Annotated in this window: 11 protein-coding genes, 1 tRNA gene and 1 pseudogene; 4 read left to right on the top strand and 9 right to left on the bottom strand. The window is 76.5% G+C overall.

Annotation, left to right across the window (positions count from 1 at the left end):
• Positions 1 to 68: 68 nt before the first annotated feature.
• The 3 genes from AB0D10_RS08190 to AB0D10_RS08180 form a co-directional block, all read right to left on the bottom strand.
• Positions 69 to 1,460: an AAA family ATPase gene (locus AB0D10_RS08190; RefSeq protein WP_360253179.1), complete on the bottom strand. Its 1,392-nt coding sequence runs from the start codon at positions 1,458 to 1,460 to the stop codon at positions 69 to 71.
• Positions 1,460 to 3,085, bottom strand: a complete 1,626-nt coding sequence (locus AB0D10_RS08185) for a hypothetical protein (RefSeq protein ID WP_360253177.1) — start codon at positions 3,083 to 3,085, stop codon at positions 1,460 to 1,462. Before AB0D10_RS08185 ends, AB0D10_RS08190 begins: the two co-directional genes overlap by 1 nt.
• A gap of 227 nt (positions 3,086 to 3,312) precedes the next feature.
• Positions 3,313 to 4,554 (bottom strand): hypothetical protein, encoded by a 1,242-nt coding sequence (locus tag AB0D10_RS08180; RefSeq protein ID WP_360253175.1) that lies wholly within the window; start codon positions 4,552 to 4,554, stop codon positions 3,313 to 3,315.
• Positions 4,555 to 4,742: 188 nt separating this feature from the next.
• On the opposite strand from AB0D10_RS08180, the gene AB0D10_RS08175 reads away from it, so the two are divergent.
• Positions 4,743 to 5,399 (top strand): histidine phosphatase family protein, encoded by a 657-nt coding sequence (locus tag AB0D10_RS08175; protein ID WP_360253173.1) that lies wholly within the window; start codon positions 4,743 to 4,745, stop codon positions 5,397 to 5,399.
• A 56-nt stretch (positions 5,400 to 5,455) separates the two neighbouring features.
• Here AB0D10_RS08175 and AB0D10_RS08170 read toward each other — a convergent pair whose 3' ends face one another.
• Positions 5,456 to 7,078, bottom strand: coding sequence for a tetratricopeptide repeat protein (locus AB0D10_RS08170; RefSeq protein ID WP_360253171.1), 1,623 nt, complete (start codon positions 7,076 to 7,078; stop codon positions 5,456 to 5,458).
• Positions 7,079 to 7,341: 263 nt separating this feature from the next.
• On the opposite strand from AB0D10_RS08170, the gene AB0D10_RS08165 reads away from it, so the two are divergent.
• Positions 7,342 to 7,854 carry a hypothetical protein gene (locus tag AB0D10_RS08165; RefSeq protein ID WP_360253169.1) on the top strand — a complete coding sequence of 171 codons (513 nt, stop codon included), beginning with the start codon at positions 7,342 to 7,344 and terminating at the stop codon, positions 7,852 to 7,854.
• 246 nt (positions 7,855 to 8,100) lie between these two features.
• Positions 8,101 to 9,006, top strand: coding sequence for a fused MFS/spermidine synthase (locus AB0D10_RS08160; protein WP_360253167.1), 906 nt, complete (start codon positions 8,101 to 8,103; stop codon positions 9,004 to 9,006).
• Between the two features lie 462 nt (positions 9,007 to 9,468).
• On the opposite strand, the gene AB0D10_RS08155 is transcribed toward AB0D10_RS08160, so the two are convergent.
• The 5 genes and pseudogenes from AB0D10_RS08155 to AB0D10_RS08135 all read right to left on the bottom strand — a co-directional run.
• Positions 9,469 to 10,338, bottom strand: a complete 870-nt coding sequence (locus tag AB0D10_RS08155; protein ID WP_360253165.1) for a hypothetical protein — start codon at positions 10,336 to 10,338, stop codon at positions 9,469 to 9,471.
• A gap of 124 nt (positions 10,339 to 10,462) precedes the next feature.
• Positions 10,463 to 10,909, bottom strand: a complete 447-nt coding sequence (locus AB0D10_RS08150) for a DUF4442 domain-containing protein (protein WP_189919419.1) — start codon at positions 10,907 to 10,909, stop codon at positions 10,463 to 10,465.
• Between the two features lie 160 nt (positions 10,910 to 11,069).
• A tRNA-His gene (locus AB0D10_RS08145) sits at positions 11,070 to 11,145 on the bottom strand.
• 150 nt (positions 11,146 to 11,295) lie between these two features.
• Positions 11,296 to 11,898 carry an oligoribonuclease gene (gene orn / locus AB0D10_RS08140; protein WP_360253163.1) on the bottom strand — a complete coding sequence of 201 codons (603 nt, stop codon included), beginning with the start codon at positions 11,896 to 11,898 and terminating at the stop codon, positions 11,296 to 11,298.
• A gap of 839 nt (positions 11,899 to 12,737) precedes the next feature.
• A pseudogene (locus AB0D10_RS08135) lies at positions 12,738 to 13,736 on the bottom strand (helix-turn-helix domain-containing protein); the annotation flags it as partial.
• Between the two features lie 932 nt (positions 13,737 to 14,668).
• Here AB0D10_RS08135 and AB0D10_RS08130 point away from each other — a divergent pair.
• The gene (locus tag AB0D10_RS08130; RefSeq protein WP_360253161.1) at positions 14,669 to 15,469 is read left to right on the top strand and encodes a GNAT family N-acetyltransferase; all 801 of its coding nucleotides are present in this window, start codon (positions 14,669 to 14,671) and stop codon (positions 15,467 to 15,469) included.
• The last annotated feature ends 155 nt before the right edge of the window (positions 15,470 to 15,624 follow it).

Raw genomic sequence — 15,624 nt, 5'->3', positions numbered from 1 at the left:
GTCCGATCGGGACCGGCACCGACCGGTACCGGTACCGGTCGGTGCCGGCCGGGACCGGGGCCGCACCCTTACCTCAGGCGGACCCGGTGGCCGCTCAGGTGGTGCAGCACCTGGTGGTTGGCCTCCCAGCCGTCCGGGAACGCCACCGGGACCCCCAACTGCACCGGCTCGGTGGCCGGGTGCTCGTCCAGCAGCTCGGCGATCCCGGCCCGGGCCACCACGATGCACGCGTGCCGGTGGCGGGAGGCGAGCACGCAGAGCCGGCCGGTCTCCAGGTGGAAGGCGGTCGCGTCCGGGCGGCCCGAAAGCGGGTGCAGAACCACCGTGACGTCGTACTCGCGGCCCTGCAGCCGGTTGGCGGTGTCCACCGTGACGGCCGGCCCGGCCGCCCCGTCCACCGGGACACCCACCTTGAGCAGGGCCGCGCGCACCGCCGCCGCCTGGTCGCGGTGGGCGGTGCCGACGGCGATCCGGTCCGCGGTGAGCGGGGCCTCGCCCTGCTCGGAGTGCGCCGTCAGCCCGCGCTCCAGCAGACGGCGCACCGTCGCCGCGACCGCCGCCACGGCCTGCGGGTCGGTCCGCACGGTGTGCCGGGCCGGCAGCTCCAGCAGCGCCCAGCCGTGCTCGGCGGCCCGGTCGATCGCCGCGTCCAGCGCCGAGCCGTCGGGGCGGACGGCGGCGGTCAGCCTGCGGTCGTCCGGGCCGGTGCCGGAACGGAACGGGGTGTACGGGTAGAAGGCCCGGGAGACCAGCGGCGCCGCACTGGCGGGCAGCCGCCAGGAGACCGGCAGCCGGTGCGGCTGGATCTGCGGGTTGTGCGCCAGCATCGTGACCACGGCACTGCCGGACGGGTCGTACGACAGGCCGGCCCACTGCTCGGTGCCGACCACGGTGAACGGGTCCAGCTGGCCGGGGTCGCCGACGAACAGCGCCCGCTCGAACAGCCGGGCCACCGCGAGCAGGGCGTCCGAACGCATCTGGTACGCCTCGTCGACGATCGCGTGCCGCCACGGCGCCTCCGCCCGCACCCACTGCCACTTGGCTGAGGTCGAGATCACCACGTCGTGCTCGACCAGGTCGGCGACCTTGTCCGAGGGCGTCACGTTGGCGTGCTTCAGCACCTCGGGGCCCGGACGGGTGTCCGCGGCGTGCAGCCGGCCGATCGTCAGGTCCGGCGCCTTCTCGGCCAGTCGGCCGACCAGATCGTCCACCTGGCCGTTGGTCTGGGCGACGATCATCAGCCGTTCGCCGGCCTCGACCAGCTCGCGGGCGGCCCGCACCACGAGCGTCGACTTCCCGGCGCCCGGCGGGGAATCCACCACCACGCCGCGCGGGGCACCGGCCGCCGGACGGACGGTCGCCGCCAGGATCCCGGCCACGGCGGCGTCGGCGGCCGCGCCCGGGGGTTGCTCGGGCACCGGGCGGGACGTCCCGCCCGGACCGGGGTTCGAGGTGGCCATCACTCCCACTCCTCGGAGACGGACGGGGCGGGGACGGACGCGGCGCCCGGCGGGCCACCGTGCGTCCACGGGGTGTCGTCCGGCTCCGGCAGCGGCGCGGACTGGCGGACAGTCAACTCGAACAGGGTGAAGGTGACCTGCTCGCCGGGCTCCGGCAGGCTGCCCGGCTCGGGCTCCTTCCGGCGGCCCATGCCGGACAGCACCCGCAGCGTGATCGTGCCGGCGGCGGCGTCGACCGCCACCACCTCGGCCTTCTGCGCGGACGGCCCTCCCCCGGCCTCCGTCCGGGCGGCCCCCCACACCCGGTGCGCCTCCCGGTCGAGGTCCGCGTGCGGGCGGTCGGAGGTGCGCAGGGTGACCAGCGGGCGGGGCTTCGCGGAGCGGCCCGAGGTGTCCCAGTCCGGCACCACCTCCGTCACCACACCGCTGAACGCCTCGCCGGACAGCCGGTGTTCGGCCATCGCCAGCGGGTCGTCCAGCGCCTCCTGGACGTCCAACCGGGCCTGCTCGCGCTCGCGCTGGGCGAGCTTGCGGGCGGCGGTGACCGCGTCGTCCTGCCGGGGCTGCGGCGGCTCACCGGCCACCACACGGTCCCGGTGGCCGGTGTAGGACCAGCGGTCGCCGGCCCAGCGCTCCTCCAGGTGACCGGCCGGCGGCAGGGCGCGCAGCAGATCCACGCCCTGCCAGACGTCCCGCCAGGTGGGCAGCAGGACGGCCGCCAGCACCTCCTCCAACTGCCCGACGCCCGCCCGCACGGCCGCCCGGGCCCGCTCGGCGGCGGCCTCGTCGCGCTCCTCGACGGCGTGCTGCAGGGCGCCCACGGCGGAGTCGTACCGGGTGATCGCCGGGGCGAGCACCACCTCGTCGAAACGGGGATCGGTGGCCGGACCGGCCGGCGGGTGCAGCAACTGCCCCCGTCCGTCCCGGGCGGACTCCGCCAGCTCGGCCGCCTCGGCACCGGTCAGGCCCGGAGGCGGGTTGTGCCAGGCCAGCCGGGCGGCCAAGTGCTGGTCCTCCAGGTGGCTCTGGCCGGTCGCCCAGTGCCGGGCCAGCAGACCGGTCATCGGCAGCAACAGGCTGGAGCCGGGTACCTGGGCGCGGTCGGTGAGGTGGGTCAGCCAGCGGCCCAGCAGCGGCACCCGGACCGGCGCCGGGTAGGGGCCCGGCTCCTCGTCCTCGACGGTGCGGCGGAAGCGGGTCGAGCGGCCGATCAACGCGAGGTGGCGCACCCCCGCGCCGTTCGGCACGATCAGCTGCGGGGCGTCCGCGCACAGCTCGCGGAACACCTGGGTCTTCTCGCCGGTCTCCGGGTCCTTCTCGGAACCCTCGATCTGCTCGACGTCGTCGGCGAAGGACTCCAGGTAGGGCAGCAGGTCCGCCGCCAGCTCGGCCAGGAAGTCGAACCGCAGGGTGCGGTTGAGCGGCTGAGGCACCAGATGCAGCCGGGGCGCGTCCCGGTCGGTGCCCAGCATCACCGCCAGCGGAGCACCCGCCTCACCGGCCGCCGTCAACGGGACCAGCACCATCGGACGGTCGGACAGGTGCCGGTGCCGGACCGTGGCCAACGGCTCGGCCCGGCCACTGCGGACGGCCTCCAGCCGGGCCAGGGTGGTCAGAAGACTCATGCGCCCGCCTCGCAGACCTCGGCGGGGGCATTCGCCCACGCGCGCCGCCTGTTGACTCGCTCGCTGCGCTCGCTCATGCGCCCGCCTCGCAGACCTCGGCGGGGGCATTCGCCCACGCGCACCGCCTGTTGATTCGCTCGCTGCGCTCGCTCATGCGCCCGCCCCGCAGACCTCGGCGGGGGCATTCGCCCACGCGCACCGCCTGTTGACTCGCTCGCTGCGCTCGCTCATGCGCCCGCCCCGCAGACGCGCAGGGCTTCCGCCCCCAGGGCTTCCGCGCGCAGGGCGGCCGCGTAGGCCAGGCGCTCGGCGGCGTCGTCGGTGCCGCCCGTGTCGTCGGCGCCGTCCGTGTCGTCGGCCTTGGTGCCGGCGGCGGCCAGTGCCTCGGCGACCGTTCGGATGCTGCCCAGCTCGCCCCGTACGCCCCGGCCGAGCTGCTCGACCCGGTCGCCGCAGCGGGCCCGGGCGCGGCAGTGGAAGCCGAGTTCGCAGGTCGAGAGGCAGTCCGGGCTGTACGCGGCGGGCACGGCCTCGACCGAGGCGGTCAGCTGCTCGGTGGAGCGTGCGGGCGCGCCCGCCTCGTCGGAGGCCAGGTCGAAGTCCGCGTCCGGCGGCAGCGCGTCCAGTAGCCGGCCGATGCCGGTCATCCGGCTCAGCTGGCGGCGGGTGGTGGCCAGCTCGCGGCGGACGTCGACGGCGACCGCGGTCGGCCGGTTGCCGAAGTCCTTCGGGCAGACCAGCAGCACGCTCGTCCGGGGGCTGCCGGGCAGCCGCTGCTCGGTGTACGGGTCGTCGGCCAGGGGTACGCCGGCGGCCGAGGCGGCTGCCTGCTGGAGCGCGAGCACGTACACGGCGGCCTGGCGGGCGGCGGCGCCGACCTTGGCCGGATCCGCGCTGCCGTCGAGCACCGGGAAGGACTTGATCTCGACCACCGTGCACCGGCCGCCGTGCACCACGAGCGCGTCCGGTTCCAGGTAGGCGGTGCTGCCGGCCACGTCCAGGCGCAGCAGCGGGTGGTCGAGCAGTGTCCAGGCCTCCGGGTCGGCGGCGGCCCGGGCCAGCGCCTGGGCCGTCCGGTCGGCGCGGACGGCCGGGCCGGAGCGCTGCAGCAGGTCCGGCACCTCCAGCGGGGCGTGGCCGTCCACCGGGACGTCGAGGTGGCGGCGGAGCGGTTCCAGCAGCGCAGCGTAGTCGTCCGCCTTCAGCCGGGACTCGAAGATCACGCCGCGGGCGATCGCGAAGGGGGACTGGCCGAAGGGGGCCGGGCGGCCGAGCCGGGCGGCCAGCGCCGTTTTGTCGATCCCGGCCGCGTCGAGCACCGCGCGGCGGTGGCAGCCCGGATTCGCGGCCAGGGCGGCGAGGGCGCGGGCGGTCAGACTGCGCTGCGGGGCCGGTCCGCGCAGCTCGGCGAGCCGCTGGGCGAGCGGCTCAGCGGACCCGCGGGGCGGGACGTTCGTCGAGACGTTCATGGTGCGGCCCAGTGTCGCATCCGGGTCCGACAACGCGGTACGGACCGGCCGTTCACGGCAGGAACCACCGCGAGACGGCCGTCCGCACCGGCCCGCGATCGTGGCCGCCGTCCGGGTGGGGGATCATGGAACCCGGTGCTCAAGGGTGAGACCGACCGTTGCCGCCGCCCCGTTGCGAGGAGCCCCCCATGCCCGCCCGAATCGTGCTCGTCCGCCACGGCGAGACCGAGTGGTCCGCCACCGGCCGTCACACCGGCCGCACCGACATCCCGCTGACCGAGGAGGGCCGCGCGATGGCCCGGGCCCTCGGCGCCCGCCTCGCCGCGGCCCCGTGGAACGGGCTGCCGGACGCGCTCGTCTACACCAGCCCGCTCGGCCGCGCCGAGGAGACCTGCGCGCTGGCCGGCTTCGGCGACCGCGCGGTGGAGCGTCCGGAGCTGATGGAGTGGGACTACGGCCGCTACGAGGGCCGCACCGGCGCGGACATCCGGGCCACCGACCACCCCGGCTGGCTGATCTGGCGGGACGGCGTGCCCGGCGGCGAGAAGCTGTCCGAGGTGGCCGCCCGGGTCGACGCCCTCCTCGCCGGCCTCCACCAGGAGCACGGCGTCCCGGATCCCGACACCACGGTGATGCACTGCGCCGACCAGGACGTCGTCCTGTTCGCGCACGGCCACCTGCTGCGCATCCTGGCCGCCCGCTGGCTGGGCCTGCCGCCCGAGTTCGCCCAGCGGTTCAAGCTCGGCACGGCGGCGCTGTGCGTGCTGTCCTGGGAGTACGGCGCCCCGGCGGTGGAGATCTGGAACGACCTCTCCCACCTGGACGGGCTGACCGCCGGGCACTGACGCGCCCGGCGCGCCCGGCGTGGCAGGCTCCGCCCGGGCGTGCCCGGGCGGTCCGGCTAGGCGGCTGCCGCCCGGTCGTACTCGGCCAGGAACCGGCGCACCTCGGGCACCGCGGCGTGCGGGCGCAGCCGTCCCGCGGTGTCCGCCAGCATGCTCCGGATCCGGGCCGAGCGGACGTCGCCGAACAGGGCCACGGCGGACGAGCCGTGGTGCGCCGCCCCCGCCAGGTCCCCCCGGCCCAGCCGGTCGTGGGCCAGTTCGGCGGTGTACAGCACCCGGTTGCGGACGAAGTGCGGTTCCTGCAGCGCTATGGCCAGCCCGGCCTGCTCGCTGGCCCGGTCCCAGTCGCCGAGCGCGGACCAGCACTGCGACTGGAGACCGGCGACCTCGGCCTCGCCGAAGAAGGACATCCACTCCGGATCGGCCTCGGAGGGCCCGCGGTCGAACAGCGCGTACGCCCGGCCGAGCGCGCGTTCGCAGGCGGTGCGGTCCTGCAGCAGGGCCCAGGCGCCGGCCTCGCGCATGGCCAGCAGGGCGAGCAGCCGGTGGGAGTCGAGTTCCCGGGCGGCGACCTGTCCGGCCTGGGCGGCGCGCAGCGCTTCGCGCGGGCGTCCGGCGTCGCGGGCGAGGAAGGCGCTGTTGCAGAAGACGTGTGCCTCCAGCGCGGAGTCCCCCGCCATCCGGGCGGTGGCCAGGGCCTCGGCGTAGAACGAGCGGGCGTCCGAGAGCCGGTTCGAGTCGTGCGCCAACCAGCCCACCGAGATGGCGAGTTCGCCGGCTCCGGCCTGCAGCCGGCGTTCCGTGTCGGCGCTGTACTCGCCCTCGTTGAGCAGCGCGTACGCGGTGCGCAGCGACTGCCCGGCGAGTTCGTACAGGGCGTCGGCGCCGTGCGCGTCGTCGGCCAGCCGGATGTCCCGGACGGCCTGTTCGACGCCGAGCACCTCGGCGGCCCCGACCCGGCGCAGCGGCGGCACCGGCCCGGGCCGGCCGGGCACCAGGGGCTCGGCCGAGAGCAGTGACGGTGCGGTGAACTCCGCACCGGGAAAGGCGCCCGGGCCGGTGCGGACACCGGAGGCGCCGGCGGCACCGGCCTGGCGACCGGCGGCCGCGGCCGGCCGGTCGATGCCGATCACGCTGGCCAGCGCGGTGGTGCCGCCGGCCAGGAACGTACGGCGACGCACGTCGTCGTTCTCCTCGTCGAGATAGGGCGATCCATCGGGCCCCCTGGGCACCGCGCCGGGACTCGGCCACGGGGGGCCCTCCGGAGCGGCTGGATTCGCGTACGGCGAGGCAGCGTACGGGAGTTGAGTGGAGAGTGGTGAGCGCGGGGCGGGCAGGGGCGGGAACGGTGGGTGGAGCGGAGGCAGCCCGGCGGGCCCGCCGCCGCCGTCCGCCGGACGGCGGCGGACGGCGGTGCGGGGGGCGAAGCCGAGGTCGCTGAGCGTGCGGTCCGGCCACATGTGCCGGAAGACCCGCTCGTAGGCGTAGTTGGGGCAGCGGATCTCACCGGACTCGACCCGTCCGACGTAGCGGGCGTCGCAGGAGACGTGCTCGCCGATCTCGCGGGCGGCCCGGCGCACCGCCACGGCGAACTCGCCGGGAGAGCGGTCGCCGCGCAGCGCGCGCATCACGGGGTTGGGGGACGGTCGGTTCGGCTCGGCCGGTGGGGTGGCTGCCATGGCGCCGAGAGTACTCGGAGTCACCGTGCGGACACGTGGGGTTTGCGGGAGATCTGCTGACAATACCGGCCAAAGCGGGCCATGTTGCGGGATATCTGCCATGAAATGCCATGCCTTGCTGTAAGGCGCCCCGTGGCCCGGGATGCGTTCGCCGCGTTGTCCTGATACGTGGAAGCCCAGGCCGTCGCCCCGGCACGTCCCAGCCCGGTGGCCCCTCCGGGCGGCTGCGCTTCCGGATCCGACGAGGTACAGGAGGGCCCGTGATGGCCACCGGACTGCCACAGCACCGACCCGTCGCCGGGGGCGTGCTCGCCGGCGCAGCCCCCGCCCTGCTGCCCGACCCCGCCGACGACCGGATCCCCGGCCGGGGTCCGGTCGAGGGCGGCCGAGCCCCCTGCGGCGGCCCCCGGCGCGAGCGCGCCGTCCCCGACGAGGGCACCCCCGTCACCGGCTGCGACACCGTGACGGTCGCCCTGCGGCACGGCCTGGAAGCCGTCGACATCCTCAGACTGCGCCGCGCCTGCGGGGCCGTGCTGCAGAGCCGCAACGGCAGCACCGTCTCCTTCCTCGTCCCGGCCGGCACCTGGGAGACCTGGCACCTGCCCGGCAGCTCCTGTACGGCGGGCGCCCTCATCCCCGCTGCCACCGACCCGCGCTGGGTGATCCCGCCCGCCGGCTCCGGCTGCACCGCGCGCCCCACCGACGCCTGGGTCCTCCGCTCCGCCCTCTGCGAGGCCGCCTGCACGCTCACGGCAGGCGGCCTCGGCCCGTTCTGACGGGCGTGCCGTGCGGATCCCGCCGGGCTCGCGAGCACCACTCGCCCCACCGGCCGGATCCCCCCAGCACGCCCACCGGCGCGGTCCGGGCAGACCCGCCGGGACCGCCGCTCCTGCGGCGGCTCCCCTCTCGCCTGCGGCGGCTGTGCCCGCTCGCCTGCGGCGGCTGTGCCCGCTCGCCTGCGGCGGCTGTGCCCGCTCGCCTGCGGCGGCTGTGCCCGCTCGCCTGCGGCGATAATGGCCACCATGGGACGAAGCAGCAGAGCCGTGCGCGGCAGCGGGACGGAGGCCGCCACCGGCGTGGGCGGGCGCACCCACGCGCAGGGGCCGCTCACCCGCCCCGTCGGCTCCGGCCTGGCCGAGCTGCGGCCCGACCGCGATCGCCCGGCCGCCTGGTCGCTGCTGATCGACGGCGCCCCGCAGTCCATGGTCGACCTCGCCGACCCCGCCCACCTCGGTTTCGAGTACCAGCGTCGGCTCGGCCACCTGATCGACCTGGTGGCCCCGCCGGGTCGGCCGCTCACCGTCCTGCACCTGGGCGGCGGCGCCCTCACGCTGGCCCGTTACGTCGCCGCCACCCGGCCGCGCTCCCGTCAGCAGGTCGCCGAGATCGACACCGCGCTCACCGAACTCGTCCGCGCCGAGCTGCCGTTGGACAAGGGCTGGCAGATCAAGGTGCGTGGCGGGGACGCCCGCAGCGTGCTGGAGCGCACCCCCGAGGGCACCGTCGACCTGGTCATCACCGACGTCTTCTCGGGCGCGCGCACCCCGGCCCACTGCACCACCGTCGAGTTCACCACGCTCGCCGCCCGCGCCCTCGCCCCCGGCGGCTGGTACGCCGCGAACATCGCCGACGGCGGCGCCCTGCCCTTCGCCCGTTCCCAGGTCGCCACCCTCGGCGCGGTCTTCCCCGAACTCTGCCTGATCGTGGACCCCGCCGTGCTGCGCGGCAAGCGCTTCGGCAACCTCGTCCTGGCCGCCGCCCACGCGCCGCTCCCGGTGGCCGACCTGACCCGCCGCGCCGCCTCCGATCCCGCCCACGCCCGTGTCGAACACGGCCGTGCCCTCACGGACTTCGCCGCCGGCGCCGCCCCGGCCACGGACGCGACGGCCGCCCCGTCCCCGGAGCCACCGCCGGGGGTCTTCCGCTGACGGACCGCCGCCGACGGTGGTGCGTCCGCCGTCGGGCGCCGGTGACGGGCGCCTTCGTACGCGCCCTCCGCCGGAGAGCCGTCGGCCGGCGACCGGCCCGCCGCCGGCAACGGCCTTGGCCCGCACCGCCGTCGACCCCGAAGGGGCCCGTGCGGATCGGCCCGGTCGACCGGGAGGTGCCGACCTCCGGGCGCCGGGCATGCTCTTCGTCGACCCCGGGCCGGTCGGCCGCGCATCGGTCGGCCGCGGCACCGACCGGGCGCAGGTCACCCCGATCCGCGACCGGCGTCGGTGCTCGGCCTGCGCCGGGTCGCCGTCGACCGGGAGCCGAACGGCGAGCCGTTCCGGCCGGTCGTGGGCGGCACCCGGGCCGGCGGTGTCCCGTCCGGGCCGGTGCCGGGGCGTGAACTCCCGCCGACGGCGCCGGAGCCGGTCGTCGGGGCGTGGGCCGGGGCTGCGGGTTCAGTGCCCGCGCGGCAGTCCGCGGTGTTTGCACATGGCCGCGCCGGTGAGCAGGAGTCCGGCGGCGATGGGGGCGAGGACGGCGGTCGCGGTGGCGGAGCCGTCGCCCACGGCCGTCACGGTGTCGGCGACGGCGATGGCGAGCGTGTCCGGGGTCCCCGCGTCGTCCGGCCCGGCGGGGGTGGTCGTGCGGTCCCGGCTTGTGGGGGTTCCGACCGGGACGGTCTCGGACGCGTCCAGGACCGGGGGAGTCCCCGCGGCCTCGCGCTGCCGCGGGACGGTGGGGCGGGCGGTGTCGGCGTGCAGCCGGTCGGTGGAGGGCGGCCCGGTGGGGCCGCCTTCGCGGGAGGCCGGGTTCTCGGCAGGGCGGTCCTGGGCGGGGGCGGTGTCGAGCAGTCCGGAGGCGATCGCGAAGGCGTCGGGGACGGCCGCCCGCTGGCCGGGCAGGGGGAGCCCGCCGGACCGGATCCGTTCCCGCAACGTGCCGCCGGCCGCCCCGGTGCCGGTGCCGCCGCCGGTCGGGTCCCCGGCGGTCCGGGGGGAGCGCCCCGGCGCCTCGGCCGCCGACTGCCCCGGTCCGACGGGGCGTTCGGCCGACGGCGCGTCGAGTGCGGGCGCGTCGAGTGTGGGGCCGGCGAGGGCCGGGCCGCCGAGCGACGGTGTGCCGTGCGGGGCGCCGCGGACGGCGGGCCGGGCCGGTTCGGTCAGTGGGTCGGCGGACGCCGCGTACGCGCCGGCGGCGCCGAAGCCCCAGAGTTGGGCGAGCAACGCGCCGGCGGCCGCGGCGGTGCGGGGGCGGGGCAGCCACCGGGCGATCCCGTGCCGGGCGCCGGCGACGCCGCGGTGGGCGGGTTGCCTGGGCTCGGTCATGTGATTGGCTCGCACGTGAGTCGAGAACGAGCGGACGGGTGGTGAGGTCACGCCCGCCGTCACGGACAGTCATCGCGCGGTTCGGCCCCGGGCGGTGTTCCCGGGGCCACCGGCCGCGCGGCGGTCAGGAGTTGGGGCGCAGGGTCCAAGTGACCGTCATCACGCCGGTGACGGCGCCGTCGGCGCGGGTGATCTCGACGGTGACCGGGAACTCCGGGCGGCCGCCGGCGTCCAGCTCGGCGACGACCTCGGCGGCCGGGCGGCCGAGGACGGCGGTGGCGGTGACCTCGCCCATGGCGAGCTTCTTGTACGCGATCTCGGCGTTGACGGCCAGCGGCACGGCCCGGGACAGCTGGTCGCCGAAGGCGGCGAGCACGATGCAGCCGCTGGCGGACTCGGCGAGCGTGAACATCGCGCCGGCGTGCGGGCCGCCGACGTGGTTGTGGTACGCGGGCTGGTCGGGCAGCCGGAGCACGGCGCGCTCCGGGGTGGTCTCCAGGTACTCGAGCTTCAGGGTGTGCGCCATCGGCACGGTGGAGTCGAGCATCTGGCCGATCGTAGGTGTGGTCATGGCGACGATGTTACTAGCCGGTAGCTTCCGGCGGCAGGGGTCGCCCGGAAAAGTCGGCCCCGGGTCCGGCCGGGGGAGGCGGAGTTGAGGAGTGTGAACGTGAGGGAACGCGAAAACGCCCGAGGGGCCGACCTCTTGAAGAGATCGGCCCCTCGGGCTCTGGGGTGAGTGACGGGACTCGAACCCGCGGCCACCTGGACCACAACCAGGTGCTCTACCAACTGAGCTACACCCACCATCTGTCCGGTCCGTTCCCGCTTCCGCGTTCCCGTTCCGACAGGAAGAACTCTACAGGATCCGAGAGGGTGCTCGCGCCAGGGTTCCGCCCCGGTGGACGAGGGCACCCCGCGGACCCCGCGGCGGGGTCCCGCCGGGTGGTTCCGGGGTCAGTCGGTCGACGCCTGGTACTTCCCGGCGATGGCGCGCGCGGTGTCGGCGTCCGGGCCGGGCTGCGGGACGAACACGGCCTCGCGGTAGTACCGCAGTTCGTCGATGCTCTCCCGGATGTCCGCGAGCGCCCGGTGGTTGCCGCCCTTCGGCGGGCTGTTGTAGTACGCCTTCGGGTACCAGCGGCGGGCCAGCTCCTTGATCGAGGAGACGTCCACGATCCGGTAGTGGAGGTGCTTCTCCAGGGCCGGCATGTCCCGGGCCAGGAAGCCGCGGTCGGTGGCCACCGAGTTGCCGCACAGCGGCGTCTTCCCGGCCTCCGGCACGTGCTCGCGCACGTACGCGAGCACCCGCTCCTCCGCCTCGGCCAGGGTCACACCCTGCTCCAGCTCCTCCAGCAGGCCGGAGGCGGTGTGCATCGCGCGCACCACCTCGGGCATGTGCTCCAGCGCCTCGGCCGGCGGCCGGATGATGACGTCCACGCCCTCGCCGAGGATGTTCAGCTCGGAGTCCGTCACCAGCACCGCGACCTCGACCAGGGCGTCCCGGTCGAGGTCGAGGCCGGTCATTTCACAGTCGATCCATACCAAACGGTCATTCACACAAGTCACCCTACGGCGCGATCACGCGCCGCGGGGACCGGTGGGGCCGAGCGGGGTGCCGGAGCACAGGACTCGGCCTGGTGCTCCTCCGCCCCGCCGTGACCGCCGCGGCCGTCCGGGTGCTCGCCCTCCCGGCCGGCGCGGACCGCGTGCCCGTCCCGTCCGGCACGGGCCTCGCGGCCCGCCCGGGGGCCGTCGGCCGCCGGCCGACCGCCCTGGGAGCGGACCTGCGGAGCCCGGGCCTGGCGGCCGCGGAGCTCGCCCGACCCCGGCGCCGGCTGCCCCGTGGGGGCCGGCACCCGTCCGGTGGCCCCGCCGTGGCCGCGCCCGGCCGCACCGGGCTCGTCCGCGGGCCGCTCGACCGCGCTCCGGTGCCCCTGGCCCTGGCCGCGCGCCCCCGGCTGGGGCAGGCCGTCCTCGGCCGCCGCGTGCTCGGCGGTGCGCGGCGGACGTCCCGCCCCCGCACCCGGCCCGGCCTGCGGCGGCACCACCGGCGGCCGCAGCGGACCGCGTCCCGCCGCACCCTGCTGCCCGGGGTGCGGCTGCGGTGACGCCTGCTGGTGCGGGTACGGCTGGCCGGCCCGGGCATGGAAGCCCTGGGCGGCCGGCGTCCCGACCTGCCCCGGGCCGAACCCGACCGGCTGGCCGTGCAGCGGCTGCCCGTGCGGACCGACCGGCAGCGGCGCTCCCGGTCCGCCCGGGAACGGCTGCGCCGGCTGTCCGCCGTGCGCCCCGCCGAACAGCGCGCCGCCCGCGGCCGCGCCGGCCGCCGCGTGCGACAGCGCGCCGGGCAGCCGGAGGTCGCCGCCGTGCGCACCGGCCGCCGTGGGCTGCTGCCCGGGGCGGCGTGCCCGGTAGCTCGTCCGGTACGCGGCCGGGGAGACCCCGAGCTGGCGTCGGAAGTGCCCGCGCAGCGCCACCGGCGAGCGGAACCCGCACCGGCGCGCGACGTCGTCCACCGACAGCTCCGAGGTCTCCAGCAGCCGCTGCGCCTGGAGCACCCGCTGGGTGATCAGCCACTGCAGCGGCGCACTGCCGGTGAGCGTGCGGAACCGCCGGTCGAAGGTGCGCCGGCTCATGTAGGCGCGAGCCGCCAGCACCTCGACGTCGAACTGCTGGTTGAGGTTCTCCAGCGCCCAGGTGACCACCTCGGCCAACGGGTCGTTGCCGATCTCCTCCGGTAAAGACTGATCGATGTACTGGGCCTGTCCTCCGCCGCCGCGACGGCTGGGCACCACCAGGCGGCGGGCCAGCGCGTTGGCGGCCTCGGCGCCGTGGTCGCTGCGCACCACGTGCAGGCACAGGTCGATGCCGGCGGCGGTGCCCGCCGAGGTGAGCACGTCGCCGTCGTCCACGAACAGCTCGCGCGGGTCGACGTGCACCCGCGGGTAGCGCTTGGCCAGCGTCGGCGCGTACATCCAGTGGGTGGTCGCCGGGCGGCCGTCGAGCAGGCCGGCGGCGGCCAGGACGAAGGCGCCGGTGCAGAGGCCGATGATCCGCGCGCCCTCGTGGTGGGCCTTGCGCAGGGCGGTGATCGCCTCGACCGGCGGGGGCTGGGAGATCGAGCGCCAGGCCGGTACGACGATCGTGCCGGCCCGGGCGAGGGCCTCCAGGCCGTACGGGGCGGAGAGGGTCAGGCCGCCGGTGGTGGCCAGCGGGCCCTCCTCGCCGGCGCAGACCAGCAGGCGGTAGCGGGGCACCCCGGCGTCCTGGCGGTCCACGCCGAAGACCGAGAGCGGGATGGAGCTCTCGAAGATCGGGGCGCCGCCGAAGATCAGCACCGCGACGGTCTCCCGGCGGCGCCGGCCGGACAGCTTGCGCGGGGCGGCCGCCGACATCGAGGCCGGGGAGCCGTTCGCGCCAGGGCCGCCGTGGGCCAGCGGGCCGTGGCCGGGCGCGGTGCCGAGCGCGAGTCCGCCGAGCGGGCCGCCCGCGGCCCCGGGGCCGCCGTTGTGGCCCGGGGCGCCGCCCGGGTAGGCGGGGTGGCCGGAGTAGCCGGGATAGCCGGGGTACTCGCCGCCGTAGGCCGGGGCGTGGCTGACGAGGCCTCGACTGACGGGCTGTCCGCCGACCGGCTGTCCGCCGGAGTTCTGCCCTCCGGCGTGTCCCCCGGCCGGCGACTGGCCTCCGTACGGCGCCGCCGCGCCGTGCTCGGCGGCGGTCGGGACCGCGCCCGGGCCGCCGACGGGGAGGTGCGCTGCGGGGTGCGAGGAGTGCGGGGCGGCGCCCGTGGTGCGGGAGGTGGCGGCGATCGCGGAGGTGCCAGTGCTTCTCGCGGCCCGACCCGCGGTGCCGGCCACCGCCTGGCCGCTGTCAGGACCCGCGTCGCTCCTGCTCACCCTGCTCAAGGCGCTCAAGCCCCCTCGGTGGTGTGGTGTGGGTGGTGCGGCACTGCTGGCCAAGATCGAAATCTATCGGGTGGACCATTGCCGTTGTGACAAGTTCACCATCCGACGCTATGTCGACATGGCAATTTGGCGTGATGCATTCGATCACGAAGCGTGGCACCCGTCGACCCTTCTGGGAAGAGGGCCGGGGCAACGGTGGCTGGTTGTCGCGGGGCCGCTCCTGGGGCGTCCGGGCCCCGTGCGCCCGATCGGCGGGTCTGGGCTGCGGATTTGCCCAAGCGGGAGGGATCGGCGCGAAATTGACCGAAAATCGGCGGTGCACGGGAGGGCGCACAGGTGCGGGTCGTGCGCCTCCCAGGCTTCATCCGGCCAAGCCTGGTGCGGCGGAACCGCTATCCGGACCGCCGGGTTACGGTCCTGCCGTGAACACCGACAGCCGGCTCGAACGGGCCAACGACAACGCCGCCGCATTCTGGCTCGCCCAAGCCCGCGCGCACGGCTGGCGCTCCCGTGTCCTCCCGGGCCTGACGGCGGTCCGCTGCGCCCGTACGCCGGACGATGCGCACCGCATCGTGCTGACCCGCCCCTACACCGAACCGGAAGCGGTGGAGCGGGAGTTGGCGGACCTGCTGGCCGACTGGTCGACCGTGCACTTCACGCTGGAGGACCCGTACGGCGGGCTCGACCTCACCCGCTTCGGGGCCGCCCGGATGCCGCTCATGCCGGTGATGGTCCGCGACCCCGGCCCGGTCGAGGGCGCGACGGCCGCCCTGCCAGCGGTCTCGCAGGCGCACGGGGGCGGGGTCCTGACGGTCGATGAGGCCGTGGACGGCGACAGCTTCGCGCTGGTCGAACGGGCGATCGTGGAGGGCTTCCCGCTGCCCGCCCGCCGGCCCTGGGTGCGCGGCGACGCGCTCCCGGAGCGGCTGCTGGGCGAGCCCGGGTGGCGAGCGTGGCTCGGCCGCGACGACGGCGCCGTGGCGGGCACCTGCCTCACCTACGACGACGGGCGGGCCACCGGCGTGTACTGGGTCGCCACCCTGCCCGACCGGCGCGGCCGCGGGGTGGCCGGGGCCGTCCTGCGGACCGCCCTGGTCCACACGCACCCGGACCGCCCGGCCACCCTGGTCGCCACCTCGCTCGGCGAACCGCTCTACCGCAAGCTCGGATTCGTCGAACGGGCCCGTACCTGCTGGTGGAGCCGCACCCCGGCGCAGGGCTGACCGGCGCCGGCCGGGCGGTACGACCGCTGCGCGGTGGCCTCCCGGCCGCGTTCGGGGCGCCCTCCAGCGGCGGTCCGGCCGGGGTCCGGTTGTGGTCCGGCCGCCTGCCGGTCGGCGGGGCGCTACCCGGCGACGGCCGTGACCACGGCCGCCGT

The organism is Kitasatospora sp. NPDC048545 (genome assembly GCF_040651155.1).
GTDB lineage: Bacteria > Actinomycetota > Actinomycetes > Streptomycetales > Streptomycetaceae > Kitasatospora.
The sequence above is the reverse complement of the archived record's forward strand: the minus strand, read 5'-3'. Positions and strand labels throughout refer to the sequence as shown.

What these genes read in the sequence shown, in the direction of transcription:
- AB0D10_RS08175 (WP_360253173.1), top strand. Translation starts at nt 4,743, where the DNA reads ATGCCCGCCCGAATCGTGCTCGTCCGCCACGGCGAGACCGAGTGGTCC.
- AB0D10_RS08150 (WP_189919419.1), bottom strand. Translation starts at nt 10,909, where the DNA reads ATGACCACACCTACGATCGGCCAGATGCTCGACTCCACCGTGCCGATG.
- AB0D10_RS08185 (WP_360253177.1), bottom strand. Translation starts at nt 3,085, where the DNA reads ATGAGTCTTCTGACCACCCTGGCCCGGCTGGAGGCCGTCCGCAGTGGC.
- AB0D10_RS08170 (WP_360253171.1), bottom strand. Translation starts at nt 7,078, where the DNA reads ATGGCAGCCACCCCACCGGCCGAGCCGAACCGACCGTCCCCCAACCCC.
- AB0D10_RS08155 (WP_360253165.1), bottom strand. Translation starts at nt 10,338, where the DNA reads ATGACCGAGCCCAGGCAACCCGCCCACCGCGGCGTCGCCGGCGCCCGG.
- AB0D10_RS08180 (WP_360253175.1), bottom strand. Translation starts at nt 4,554, where the DNA reads ATGAACGTCTCGACGAACGTCCCGCCCCGCGGGTCCGCTGAGCCGCTC.
- AB0D10_RS08160 (WP_360253167.1), top strand. Translation starts at nt 8,101, where the DNA reads ATGGGACGAAGCAGCAGAGCCGTGCGCGGCAGCGGGACGGAGGCCGCC.
- AB0D10_RS08190 (WP_360253179.1), bottom strand. Translation starts at nt 1,460, where the DNA reads ATGGCCACCTCGAACCCCGGTCCGGGCGGGACGTCCCGCCCGGTGCCC.
- AB0D10_RS08165 (WP_360253169.1), top strand. Translation starts at nt 7,342, where the DNA reads ATGGCCACCGGACTGCCACAGCACCGACCCGTCGCCGGGGGCGTGCTC.